General features: G+C 38.5%; 9 protein-coding genes. 3 read left to right on the forward strand and 6 right to left on the reverse strand.

Going from position 1 to position 13,724, the window contains the following annotated elements; translation table 11 throughout:
• Positions 1–95 precede the first annotated feature (95 nt).
• Entirely contained in the window at positions 96–1,109 is a 1,014-nt protein-coding gene (locus DHD80_RS09685; protein ID WP_251740967.1) for a hypothetical protein, read from the reverse strand.
• A gap of 194 nt (positions 1,110–1,303) precedes the next feature.
• Between DHD80_RS09685 and DHD80_RS09690 the strand changes: the two genes are divergently transcribed.
• Positions 1,304–1,822: a hypothetical protein gene (locus DHD80_RS09690; protein ID WP_251740968.1), complete on the forward strand. Its 519-nt coding sequence runs from the start codon at positions 1,304–1,306 to the stop codon at positions 1,820–1,822.
• Here DHD80_RS09690 and DHD80_RS09695 read toward each other — a convergent pair.
• Positions 1,816–3,837, reverse strand: a complete 2,022-nt coding sequence (locus DHD80_RS09695) for a cytochrome c biogenesis protein CcdA (RefSeq protein WP_251740969.1) — start codon at positions 3,835–3,837, stop codon at positions 1,816–1,818. The genes DHD80_RS09690 and DHD80_RS09695 overlap by 7 nt on opposite strands.
• 299 nt (positions 3,838–4,136) lie before the next feature.
• On the opposite strand from DHD80_RS09695, the gene DHD80_RS09700 reads away from it, so the two are divergent.
• The gene (locus tag DHD80_RS09700; protein WP_251740970.1) at positions 4,137–5,234 is read left to right on the forward strand and encodes a glycoside hydrolase family 130 protein; all 1,098 of its coding nucleotides are present in this window, start codon (positions 4,137–4,139) and stop codon (positions 5,232–5,234) included.
• 237 nt (positions 5,235–5,471) lie between these two features.
• On the opposite strand, the gene DHD80_RS09705 is transcribed toward DHD80_RS09700, so the two are convergent.
• Both DHD80_RS09705 and DHD80_RS09710 read right to left on the reverse strand, forming a co-directional pair.
• Positions 5,472–8,417 carry a glycoside hydrolase family 3 N-terminal domain-containing protein gene (locus tag DHD80_RS09705; protein WP_251740971.1) on the reverse strand — a complete coding sequence of 982 codons (2,946 nt, stop codon included), beginning with the start codon at positions 8,415–8,417 and terminating at the stop codon, positions 5,472–5,474.
• Positions 8,418–8,451: 34 nt separating this feature from the next.
• Positions 8,452–9,393 (reverse strand): polysaccharide deacetylase family protein, encoded by a 942-nt coding sequence (locus DHD80_RS09710; protein ID WP_251740972.1) that lies wholly within the window; start codon positions 9,391–9,393, stop codon positions 8,452–8,454.
• Between the two features lie 140 nt (positions 9,394–9,533).
• On the opposite strand from DHD80_RS09710, the gene DHD80_RS09715 reads away from it, so the two are divergent.
• A complete protein-coding gene (locus DHD80_RS09715; RefSeq protein ID WP_251740973.1) occupies positions 9,534–11,054 on the forward strand; it encodes a VCBS repeat-containing protein in 1,521 nt (506 codons plus the stop codon).
• A gap of 1 nt (position 11,055) precedes the next feature.
• Here DHD80_RS09715 and DHD80_RS09720 read toward each other — a convergent pair whose 3' ends face one another.
• Both DHD80_RS09720 and DHD80_RS09725 read right to left on the reverse strand, forming a co-directional pair.
• Positions 11,056–12,585 carry a biopolymer transporter TolR gene (locus tag DHD80_RS09720; protein ID WP_251740974.1) on the reverse strand — a complete coding sequence of 510 codons (1,530 nt, stop codon included), beginning with the start codon at positions 12,583–12,585 and terminating at the stop codon, positions 11,056–11,058.
• Positions 12,586–12,688: 103 nt separating this feature from the next.
• Complete coding sequence (locus DHD80_RS09725; protein WP_251740975.1) at positions 12,689–13,570, reverse strand: sugar phosphate isomerase/epimerase; 882 nt, start codon at positions 13,568–13,570, stop codon at positions 12,689–12,691.
• Positions 13,571–13,724 lie beyond the last annotated feature (154 nt).

Below are 13,724 nucleotides of genomic sequence, written 5' to 3' on the forward strand. Positions count from 1 at the left end.
CAAAAGTATACGAATTTTTTATTCTGCTTCTAAAAGTTCATTTAAAAGCGAAAAATCACCCATAAGAAGGTAGTATTTTCCTGCCCTTTGATAGCCTATTTGGTATAGAAAAATATGGAAGTAACCCCGGGAACTGAATATTTTAAATCGGGTGCAAAATTGCCCTCTATCGCATCAGCATTATTAAAAGCAATGATCCTACCGCCACCGTTAAGGCTCTCTGCAACGAAAACTGCGTTGTAATCTGGATTGTATTCAATATCTACAGGATTCCCTAAGAGGGTGTTATTCCCGGCAAGCCGCTTCTGGTCACCAAAGGCAATTTTCCCCAGATTTTCTACGGAATTAAACTTGTCCAAAAATTTCCTTACCACCTGAATGGCTCCATCTGAATCTGACTCTACAGTACCCCGATCCCCAATGAACATGATCCCATCTTTGAACTCTAATGCCGAAATTGCCGTAACCCCATCAATTGAAACTGTTTTGGTGGGAAATCCCCAGGGATTATTGACATAGGATGTGACAAAATTTGGAAATTTGGCAATTTTATCGGTATTCTGGCTGGCTACATAAAGGTCGTTATCTATAAATATGATAGAACCCACTTTTAAGTTGGTATTAAGAATATTCCTTAATATATAGGTATCCCCATTTCGCTGATAGATATAAAATTTACTGTCTATAGTGGCAGGATTACCATCAGCATCTGTATTATCTGAAACCACATAAAAGTCATCTTTTTGAGCGAGATCAACCGGATTTTGCAGATTGGAACTTCCAAATAACGAAGGCTGAATAGAGACATTTTGCTGCTCCGCAAATCGCTCCATATTGGTATAGGTTTGTAATTGGTTGGAGGATTTTGAAACAATAGTAACTTCATCTCCATTTTCCCGATAAACAATACCGGTAGCGTTGGAAGAAGAAGTTTTAAAAATAAATTTCTTACCATTATTGATATTAAAACGTCTTATCTCCCCGGAATTTGTGGTTGCAAAAAGATAGGCGGTATCTGAAATCCTCACATCACCATTTAAACCATCATTGCTACACGAGAATAACGAAAAAGATAAAATTGCTATGAATAAAAATGGGTTTATTTTCACTTCGAAATTTTAGACGAATATATAACGTTCCACAATTCTTGATATTTTAAAAATAAAAAATCTCCAGTTTTTAATGATAAATTAACGATTTGAACCTTTAGATTTTAGCCTTCTACATCTAAAAACCTATTTCCTAAATCAAAATAAATACGTAAAAACATGAATTTCTTAACTTCAGCTCAAACGATTAAAAAATGAAAATCCGTAAAAAAATCCTATATCTGTTTTTGTTTTATATTGCTGCCCTTTCTTCTCAAAACCCACCTGAAAATTGCGCCTGCTGTGGTTCAGATTATCAAAGTTTTGATTTTTGGATTGGAGACTGGGAGGTTTACAATACAGAAGGGGGGAAAATTGGAGAAAATTTGGTGGAAGCACTGGAAGGGCACTGTATTATTAACGAAAATTGGACAGGATCTACCGGTGGAAGCGGAAAAAGTTATAATTATTATGATCCCACCGATGAAACCTGGAATCAGTTATGGATAAGTTCAACGGGGAAAATCCTAAAATTGAAAGGCAAAGCTGAAGCCAACAAAATGGTATTGAAGAGCCAGCTTACTTCAGGAAAAAAAGGAAATTATTTTAACCAGATTACCTGGACAAAAAATTCAGATGGCAGCGTAACCCAATTATGGGAATTGTTGGATACTGAAGGCAAACTAATTTCCGAAACTTTCGAAGGAATCTATAAAAAGAAAAATGCTCAATAGAATTTGACAGCTTTTTCAAATTCAGGCGGAGAATCATTTTTAAATGCATCGATTCCCTTCTGAAGCCATTCTAAATATTTTTCAGCATCAGGCTCGTAGGCAATAGGTTCGATCAGGTTTTTTTCATCATGCCCTATCAACACATAATAAGGTTGGGCATTGGCCTTATAATTTTTGATTTGAAAATCACTCCATTTATTACCAATGGTCTCAATATCTTTTCCGGTAGTTTCTGAAGTATATTGTTCAGCTTCGGGCAACTTCCGTTGGTCGTCAACATACAACGAAACAAGCACAACTTCAGATTTTAATATTTCCAGAACAGCTGCTTCGCTCCATACACGTTCTTCCATTTTTCGGCAATTTACACAGGCATGCCCCGTGAAATCGATCAAAACAGGAAGATCCTTCTTTTTAGCATAGGCCAAGCCTTCTTCATAATCATGAAAGGAGATAAGATCATGTGGCCCATAAACTGCACCTTCAGGCAGCGTATTTTCAGGAGAACTTATCCCAACCGATTTTGAATTTCCCACGCCGTAGGGTGATTCACTGTATTGTAAGGGTGGAGGAAATCCGCTAATGATCTTTAATGGTGCCCCCCATAAGCCGGGAATAAGATAAATAGTAAAGGCTAAAACAATAAGCCCCATCAATAATCTTCCCACCGAAATAAAGGGCATTTCAGAATCGTGGGGCAATTTAATTTTTCCGAATAAATACAGCGCCAAACCTCCAAAAATTGCGATCCAGATCGCCAGGAACAATTCCCTTTCCAGCAGATGTAGTTGTAAAACAAGATCTGCATTCGATAAAAATTTAAAAGCAAGGGCAAGTTCTAAAAAGCCCAAAAATACTTTTACCGTATTCAACCAGCCACCGGACTTTGGTAAGGAATTTAACCAGCCCGGGAAAGCAGCAAAGAGTGCGAAGGGAAGGGCCAGGGCCAGAGAAAATCCAAGCATGCCAATTATAGGTGCCAATCCACCTTTAGAAGCGGCTTCAACGAGCAAAGTTCCAACGATGGGACCCGTACAGGAAAAAGAGACAATGGCTAAGGCTAAGGCCATAAAAAATATTCCTATTACACCGCCGCGATCTGCCTGGGAATCAATTTTATTCCCCCAACTATTTGGCAACATAATTTCAAAAGCGCCCATAAATGAAATAGCAAAAACCACCAATAATATGAAAAAGATCACATTGAACCAGACGTTCGTGGATAAAGCATTTAAGGCATCGGCTCCAAAAATAAGCGTGACCAGGGAACCTAATAAAACATAGATGACGATGATTGAAATTCCGTAGAAAATAGCATTTCTAATCCCCATCGCCCTGGTTTTGCTTTGTTTGGTAAAAAAGCTTACCGTCATTGGGATCATGGGGAATACACATGGCGTTAATAAAGCCGCAAAGCCCGATAAAAAAGCGATGATAAAAATCCCCCAAAAGGAACGTTTTGAACTTGTTTCAATTTCTGTATTTCCCGACTTTGAACGCTCATCTTTATCCTGAGCAATACCATTATTTTCAGAATTATCCTGTCCTGAAGCGTTTTCTTTAAGTTTAAATTCAAAGGTTTTACTATCAAAAATACAGGCGGTATCATCACAAACCTGATATTCAACTTCTACATTTACTGTACTTAAAGTTGAATCGAGAACTTTGATATTTTGCGTAAAAGTCGCCGTATTTTTAAAAAAAGTGAGCTCCATTTCGAAGACCTTATCATACTCTGTAACCGTCTCACTTTCTTCGGTCTTTCCAATTAATTCATAAGTAGATCCTGCATCTTCGTATTTAAAAACCGTAGCATTTACTGCATCTTCAGGTAAAAACTGGGAATATAAATGCCAGTGATTTTCAATAAATGCATTAAAAATTAATTGATATTCGTTCTCAGAAACCTGTTTGATTTCTGTTTCCCATTCTACCGGTTTCAATATCTGAGCTTCCGCAGTACATGCAGAAAAAACGATAAAAAACAGTAAAAGCGGTTTTATGAAGTCGTGCATTGTTCTTTAAAACTAAATTATACAGGCAGGAATTAGTAGAAAATAATACGCTGCCTTACAAAATGAATCCCAGCAAAAGTATTGAAAATGAAAGAATTTTCAGAAAATTGACCGTATAGTTTATTTATAATTTAGAAGTTAGCCCTAACATTGATATCCCCTATGAGCAAATGCCTAAATATTTCTTTAAAAAAGCTAGAAAGACAGGTGCCAAGGCTAAATATACTTACAGGAATTCACGAAATTTGACTACATTCAAACGGATAACAGTATTTTTGATTCCCCTTAAACCCTGATCCATGAAAAAAGATTATATCCTTTACTTATTTATTTTTCTGAATTTTTCAGTTTTTTCCCAACAAGAAGAATGGGTGCTGGGGCCGTTTGAAAGGTTTACAGATTCCAAACCCATTCTGGAAAAAAATGAACAATCGGTTTTCCAGGATCCCATTTCCGGAAAGACTGCCCATTGGGAATCGATGGCAACATTTAACCCCGCCGCGATCCTAAGAAACGATACTATTTTTGTTTTATATAGAGCGGAAGAAAAACTGGGTGAAAAGGAGATTGGCGGTCATCGATCACGAATTGGAATGGCTTATTCTCTGGATGGATTGCAATATACCTCATTGCCCGAACCTGTTTTTTATCCCCAAAATGACGCGCAAAAAGGAAATGAATTTCCCGGTGGGGTAGAAGACCCCAGGATTGTGGAAACTGAAGATGGTGTATATGTTTTAACCTATACCCAGTGGAACCGCGAGGTACCAAGACTTGCGGTGGCAACTTCAAAAGACTTGAAAACCTGGCAGAAATTTGGCCCGGTATTTCACCAGCATAAAGAAGGAAAGTATTTGGATAGGGAGACAAAATCCGGGGCTATCGTTACAAAATTAGAAGATGGAAAACTTCTTGCGGTGAAAATTGATGGGAAATACTGGATGTATTTTGGGGTTCCCAATATATATCTGGCCAGTTCAGAAGATTTGATCCACTGGACTCCGGTGGAAAATCATGAAGGAAACCTGGCGCCAGTTCTCACCCCAAGGCCGGGATATTTTGATTCATGGCTGGTAGAAGCAGGCCCTCCACCATTGCTAACAGAGAATGGGATTGTAGTTTTATATAATGCGGGGAATTCAGGAAATATTGGCATCCCTGAATTGGGAAATCGGGTTTACACCGGCGGACAGGCTTTGTTTTCTTCTGAAGTTCCCTGGAAATTAATGGATAGATCTGAAGTACCTTTTATTAAACCAGAACTGGATTTCGAAAAATCTGGCCAGTATGAAGACGGGACTACCTTTGTAGAGGGTTTAATCTGGTTCAAAAAATCATGGTACTTATATTATGGGACGGCCGATAGTATGGTGGGAGTGGTTCGAACTAAAGAGTAAATGATACAAGCTTTATAAAACAAAAAAGCCTCTTTCCGTTTAACGGAAAAAAGCTTCTCATTGGCTAACCTGAATTCACACAACACAGAATTCATTTAGGCTAACTACTTATCCCTATTGGGATCACAACACAACTTTGTGCAAACCGGTCTTAACCGATCTTTTTTCATATTATAGAAAAATTTTCTTTAAACAAGGCCTGCAAATATACGATCGACATTCAGATTTTTACAAATTTTATTTCTTTATCGCATCATAAATTACCTGCTGAATATTGGTTCTCGTATTTAATTGGTACAATCTGGTATTATCTCGAGTGGGTAAAACACGATTACTGAGAAAAATATAAACTATGTTCGTTTCCGGATCTGCCCAGGCCATGGTTCCCGTAAAGCCGGTATGGCCAAAACTATCCATACTTGCATCTTTTGCGGTATTGCTGCTTTCACCTTTGTACTCAAGATAGGGTTTGTCAAAACCAAGTCCGCGATGATTGTCGTTATCAGGAAACGGGGCTTTTGTAAATTCTTCTAAAGTGGAGGTTTCAATAAATCGTTCTCCCCCGTATTCACCCATATTCACATACATTTGCATAAGCTTGGCCAGATCGTTTGCATTGGCAAATAATCCCGCGTTCCCGGAAACCCCTCCCATCATAATGGCGCCTTCATCATGTACATTTCCGTGGATATTCTCATGCCTGAAGAAGAAATCATTTTCCGTAGGAACTATTCTGGAAATAGGAAATTTTTCCATAGGGTTATAAGTTAAGCTTGTTGCCCCCAATTTATTGTAAATACGGTCATACAAAACTTCTTCAAACGGACTTTCATTGGTCAAACGTTCCACAATTTCGGGCAGTAAATAAAATGCAAGCCCACTGTATTTATATTTAGCTTCTTTTTCCAGCGGAATTTTTTTGATCGCACTATAGATCTTTTTTTTATAATTTCTATGCAACCACAAATCATCGCTAATTTTAAGGGGAAATCTCGCAGAAGAATCTTTCTGAAAAGTGTTCCATTTAAAACTGCCATTATTTCTCAACGTAGTTTTCCAATAGGGGATCCAGGGCTGCAAACGTCCCTGGTGCGCGAGAATTTGCCTAAAAGGAATGCCCTCTTTATTCGAATTTTTAAAATACGGCAGGTAATCATCTATGCTCGCATTTAAATCGAATTTCCCCTCATCATACAACTGCATCACCAAAGGCAGCGTACTCGAAATTTTGGTGATACTGGCCAGGTCATAGATATCTTCATTTTCCACAGCAATGGTATCGGTATACGATTGAAAACCGTAAGATTTGTAAAAAACGATCTTTTCATCTTTCGCCACTAAAATTTGTGCACCGGGGATTGCCCGGGCATCTATGGCCTGCTTCACCAAAGAATCAATTCCTTTATACAAAATTTCTGAATCCATCCCGGCAGCTTCCGGGACAGTATATTGGAAACGTAGACCACCTTCAAGATCCAAACCATACCCAGCTTTAAATTTATCACCAATGCTCACCGGTAATCGGCCTTTGGCGCCAACACCGCCAAAAATGAGTTGCGCGACCATTTCTTCAGTAAGCGGGGAATCCTGATAAGCTTCAATGAGAACATTAGAATTTTCAATATTTTCAAGATCATTTAGCACATAAGGATTCTTAAAAATGGCGAAAATCGTATTATCTTCTGAAGACATTTCAGTTATAAAATTTTTGAGCTCTTCGGAAATTTTTAAAATATTTTGCGGCCTTATACTGAAATCGTGTAAGCCAATTATGTTTACGTTATACCCTTTAAGTTTTGCTTTTACACTGTCAATCAGTTTTTCTGAAGCATCTACAGGCAGTTGAAAGTGTTTTACTTTTCCATACCAGTCCAGACTTTTTTGAAAATGTGATTTTTGATCGACCCCAATACTCACCGAGGCCATTTTTACCTGATCCAGTTTTTGAATGGGAATTAACTGGTTTTCATTTTTCAAAACGGTAAGGGAAGCTTCGGTCAATTTCTGTAGAATTAACCTGGCCTGCCCATTATTTATTTCTTTATCCAAATTTTCCAGTTTCCCGGGTTGATAATGATCCAAGCCTACCCATTGTTTTGCCGCAAGTATTTTTCGGCATCGCGCATCAATTTCTTTTTGAGAGATCAGCCCTTGTTTAATGGCTTTTTCAATTTCATCGATGGCTTTGGGAACATCTTCAGTAAATTCAATGAGATCGTTTCCGGCAAGGATAGCGTCCTTATCAACAATACCGGGATCATTGCCTTTGGTAACTCCTTTCATGTTCATGGCATCGGTCACGATAAGCCCTTGAAAGCCCAATTCATTTTTAAGCAATTCTGTAACAATAGGTTTCGATAAGGTGGAAGGCATACCTGTAGAATCCAGTTCAGGAATATCCAAATGTGCGATCATCACACCCGTAATCCCGGCTTCGATCAATTTTTTAAAGGGATAAATCTCCAGGCTATCCAGCCTTGTACGCTTGTGATTAATTTGAGGCAGGTCATAATGAGAATCGGTATCGGTATCTCCATGACCGGGGAAATGTTTCGCCGTGGTCATTAAATTTTCACTTTGCATGCCCTGCATATAAGCGATTCCCTTCCTTACCACATTCATTTTATCCTCCCCAAACGACCTGTAGTTGATCACGGGATTATCAGGATTATTATTTACATCTACCACCGGTGCAAAATTCATATGCAAACCCACCCTTTTTAACTGGCGTGCGATCTCCTGTCCCATTTCAAAGATCAAATCTTCGCCCTGGATCGCTCCCAAAGCCATTTCATACGGGAAATTGATCGTATTCTGCAGGCGCATTCCCAACCCCCATTCAGCATCGGTAGCTCCAATCAAGGGAACTTCAGAAATCAACTGATAGGTATTCATCAATTTTAACTGGGATTCGGGATCACCCTGCATAAAAATGAGTCCGCCAATTTTCTCTTTTTCAATGAGCTCTAAAACTGAATTGACATGGGTTTGATCTCTATTGGAATAGGCCGGGATCATAAATAACTGGGCGATCCTTTCTCTGGGGCTTAAATCCTGCATGATGGAATCTACCCATTTACTCTGTTGATATTGAAGGAATTCAGGTTGTTTTATTTCAGGATTCTGGCTAAAGATACAGGTATAGGAAAATATGGTAAAAAGTAAGGCAAGCTTTAATTTCATCTGAAGGTTATATTTTTAGGATTTATGATCAGCTCTATTCCCCGCGAACAATTTTATCCCGAATTTCCTTCCAGGTAACCAGAATGATATTATTATCGGCAATAAGTTTTTTAACCTTTTCTCCTGTAAAAAAATCAAGATCGTCCTGTCTCCATTGGCTTCCCCACATAGGATGTTCTTTGGTAACGGCCATCATTTCTTCATTATTTACGGCAAGATGAATAAGGATACATGACAAACCGGGTTGCAAATCATTCAAGATCTCTTCATAGAATATTTCCATGCCTTTGCTAGTATAAACTTCCGGATAAGCCTGATAAACTGAATCTACCATGACATCTTTTTCAGTCAATTCAAAATCCCCTAATTCTGAAAGTGCTTCAATTTTACTATTCAACAAAACCGGGACTTTATATTCCCTTCCTTTTTTTATATAAGCTTTTAAAAATTCCGGAGTACTCATCACCGCGCCCATATGCGCATCAAAATGGGTCACATCGATTCCATAAGAGAGTGCTTTTTGAATCTGGTTATCTAATTCTTTTTCCACATCTTTCGCATTCCCATGCATTTTCACGCTATCCACCAGATGATAAAAGTAGCCATTGGGATCGATCAAACTTTTTACCTCATTTTTAGAAGCTGAAGGCCCCCATTTATAGTCTTTCCATTCGCTGGTTACAGTTAGGTGCAATCCAAAGTCGGCAGAATCGGCATGTTTTTTCGCATAGGCAGCAATTTCCGGAAACCAGGGGCAGGGCACCATAATACTTGCCGAATTTACCACACCTTCTTCCAGGCCTTTAATTGTGGCAATATTTTCAGAATGGCTTACACCCGCATCATCGGCATGAATAATCAGTAATTTTGAATTTGCCGGGTAACCGAGTTTTTCAGCAATTGTATGAGAAGGAGTTTGTGCATTTAGAATAAAAGCAGAAAACAAAATGGGAAGAAGATAGAAATAACTTTTCATGAAATAACCATATTTGATTGGTAAAGGAAGATAATCATTTTTGAACTTTTGAGAACGGAAACCATTGCAAAATTAGAGGTTATGTCGAAATTTTAAATAAAAAAACTAACTTGATGCTTCTAAAGTTTCCATTATAATCCATGAATCGAAATATATTACAAATTTCACTTTTTTCAATTTTCGTTTTGCTACTAATATCCTGTCAAAAGAAGGAACAGTCTAAAGAAGCGCTTTTATACAAAAACCATTGTGCGAGGTGCCACATTGTCCCGGATATCCAGGATCTTCCAAAAAATATCTGGCAGAAAAACATATTACCAGATATGGGTGCCAGAATGGGAATTTCAACGCCGGGCTATAATCCTCTGGAAGGTTACTCTTATGAAGAACAGCTCGCCATGATGCAAAGCAACACCTATCCAAACAAACCCACTATTTCTGCGGAAGATTGGAAAATATTACAGGACTATATTATTGAACTCGCACCAGACAGCCTTGTTCCAAATCGAGGCCTGCCTAAGCTGGAAGATTCAGAACAATTTGAAACTTCCCCTGTAAAAATAGATAACCAACCCGGTTCCTTTATTACCTATTTACATTATCGGAATGATGAAAATGAAATGATCCTGGGCGACATGCAGGGAAATCTCAAGGCCTATGATTTTAAGAGCAATACTTTAAAAAAAGATGAAAACTTTGGAAGCCCTGTAATCGCTTATAATTCTTCTAAAGGAAAAGAATACTATACACAAATTGGCCAGTTAAATCCCTCGGAAATCCCTACCGGGGCATTTTCAGTAAAAAAAGGGGAGAGTCTGGAAATTATTTTTGAAGACTTACACCGCCCGGTGCATACTTTGACAGAAGATCTTGATGGGGATGGTAAAGATGAATTTGTGATTAGTGAATTTGGAAATTTGACCGGACAAATAACCCTGGCATACCAGGATGAAAATGCTAAGTTTCAGAAAAAACTTTTATTGAACCAGCCGGGAGTGATTCGTGTCCTTGCCGAAGATATGGATGGAGATGGCAAAAAAGACCTTGTAGCCCTTACTTCTCAGGGTGATGAAAGCATCATGATCTTTTACCAAACCGAAGCTTTAGAATTCAGAAGGGACAAAGCCATCAGGTTTAGCCCGGTTTATGGGAGCAGTTGGTTTGAATTAATGGATTATGATCATGACGGCGATATGGATATCGCAACAGTTCACGGAGATAATGCCGATAAATCTTCTATCCCAAAACCTTATCACGGTTTACGAATTCATTTAAATGATGGTGAAAATAATTTTACTGAGTCCTATTTTTATCCTTTAAATGGCGCCACCAGAGTACTAGCTCGCGATTTTGACCAGGACAAGGATATTGATTTTGCGATTATCGCCACTTTTCCAGATTACGAAAATGCTCCCAAACGTTCCTTTATTTATCTGGAAAATACTGATGCTGAAAACTTTAAATTTTTGACCTCAACTTTTGAAGATGTAGACAAGGCACGATGGTTTTTGATGGATGCAGGGGATATAGACCAGGATGGGGACCTCGATATTATCCTCAGTTCATTTTCCTATTCTTTTATACCTATTCCGAAGGAAATTCAGCAAAAATGGGGTAGAAATGAGGTTGATCTTATAATCCTGAAAAATAAATTGAAGTAGCTTATTCTCCTGAGTTGCTGACTAAGGCGATAAATTTACTGTCCGGCGACCAGGAGGGGACGTTAATAGTTCCCTGCCCGCCATATAGATAAGCGATAGTTTTAGGAGCGCCACCTTCTGCAGGCATTAATTTTAGCTCTACCCTTTTAAAGGAAGGATGGTCATTTACCGGAATTGTAGCAGGAAAAGAGATGTAAACGATCCATTTACCGTCGGGGGAAATATGTGGAAACCAGTCATTATTTTCATCAAAAGTAATTTGTTCCTTTTCGCTTCCATCTGGTTTCATCCTCCAGATTTGCATGGTCCCGGAAGAACTTCCGTTATAATAAATATATTTTCCGTCAGGAGAATATTCGCAACCATCCACATGTTCGCCGTCACCGGTATTGGTTAAAGCAATTTCCTCACCGCCATCGATGGATTTCTTATAAATATCGTAAGTGGGATTGTTTTCGCGGGTCGCCACATAAACCACATCTTTGTTGTTCGGGGACCAGCCATGCCAGTAAGATGGAGTTTGCGGGGTAATTAATTGAGGTTCGCCTCCGGAAATTGGCAATACATATACTGCAGAACCTGAACCATTTTCGTCATCTTTATGATTACTTATGGCCAGTAATTTCCCGTCGAAAGAAATACCATGGTCGTTATTGAGATCTTTAGCAAAACCCGTATTGAAAGCTTCTATTTCTCCACCTTCTACCGGGATCGTGTGTAGTAAACCGTCCATATTGAATAGAAGTTTATCCCCATTTGGCATCCAGTTGGGAGCTTCAAAGCGATCAGATTTTTTATAGATCACTTTTCTTTCCCCGGTTTGAACATTCATGGTTTCCATTCGGCAGCCAATCCAACCGCTTTCATAAGGATTGTAGTTTTCAGCAACCGGATAATCGATGCGCAAATTCCATATTTTGGCTTTTTCAACGGCCGTTTCATCATGGGATGAAATAAAAATCCCCACTAAAACCTCTCCCGAAAGTTCAGCTAAGACTTTTGAACCAATTTCCTGAAGTGGCTCTCCAAAATGGGCTCCCCGCATAATAAGCAGACTGTCACGCTTTTCTACCTGAAGAATTTCGTAATTGGATTTTAAGGCTTTCGATTCATTTTCAGGATCTTTCATTTCCTCCCCCTCTTTCGATCGCCATTGCATAGAAGTCAAACCATCGCCGTGAAGGGCAGCGGTAAAATGAGCAGCACTTTCTGAAGTAGATTTCCTAAGCATGATCCCGGTTTTTCGATGAGGATCTTTTCCCTCTCCCAAAAATTTAAAATTGGCGGTGATAATGAAATTTTTTACGCTTTTTGAGTAAGCATACTGAAATTCATCACGTTCAAACCAGATGTTATAACCGCTTCCTTCAATTTCATAGGTTTGCTCCGAAATATTATATTTTACTGAGCCTTCTAATTTGGGATTTCCAATATCATTGTGATAGGAAAAAATACCAATACCATCCTGTTGCGCGAAACTGAGTAAGCACCCCATTAGAAAAAACAGGACGGTATTAGTAAAATTTTTCATATAGAGATGATTATTGTTTTTAATGGTCATATGCAATTCGCATATCTTCATCGGTGTTTGCATAAGATTCTCGTTATGCTCATTTCATAATTTGAAACTAATTTTAACTTTGCACAAGGGAATTTATAATGTAATCATGGCTTTGTTTTAAACTGGCGTAAGCTTCCATATCGAAATTTTCCTGTTCTACGATAAAATGTTTCGCGCCTGCAAGTTTCGCCTTTTCAAAGATTTTTTTAAAGTCAATAGTTCCGTTTCCAATTTCAGTATTTTTCTCATTATTGGTTTTGCTCATGTCTTTTACATGCCATAAGGGAAATCTCCCCGGATATTTTTCAAAAAGAGCCACCGGATCTTTTCCAGCCCTTACCACCCAATAAATATCCATTTCGAAATCTACCAATGAAGCATCTGTATTCTGAAGAAAATATTCATATCCATTTTCGCCATTGTAATCCTTAAATTCAAAATCATGGTTATGATAAGCAAGTTTTAACCCTGCATCTTTACAAATCTGCCCGGCTTCATTCAGCTTATTTGCCATTCGTTTGTAATCATCTAAAGAACCTCGGAGGCCATCTGATAGATAAGGAATGATTACGTATTTCTGGTCAAGGCCCTTGGCAACATCAATCGCATATTGAAAATCTGACCGCTTTCCGCTTTCCGCCATATAAGGATCCATCCCGTAATGCCCGCTTGGAGAAGAAAGCCCGTTAGCAGCCATTATATTTTTAAATTCGCTAACACTGGTGCCCCAAAATCCTTTTCCCGGAGCAAAACCGAATGTTTCCACTTCTTTATAACCTGCTTTGGCGACTTTTTCCAAAGTGCCTTTTACATCCCCTCCAATAGTTTCCCGTAAGGAATATAGTTGCACTCCCAATGCCCTGTTAGGGTCGCATGAATAGAACATACTTGGTAATATTGCAGTTGCCGCCACCGCCAATCCAGACTGCTTGATAAAAAATCTTCTACTAATCATAATGTTATATTATTAACTAAAACGAAGCTGTTTAAAAGTTTTAATACTAGTTGTTCAAATTGAGCCTTCCGTACTAAAACAAATCAGAAAATCGTCAGGCTTAAATGAGCAACTAAAACTACTTTTAAACAGCTTCGCTCTATAAAAATTAAAA

Source organism: Gramella sp. AN32, from assembly GCF_023718305.1.
GTDB lineage: Bacteria > Bacteroidota > Bacteroidia > Flavobacteriales > Flavobacteriaceae > Christiangramia > Christiangramia antarctica.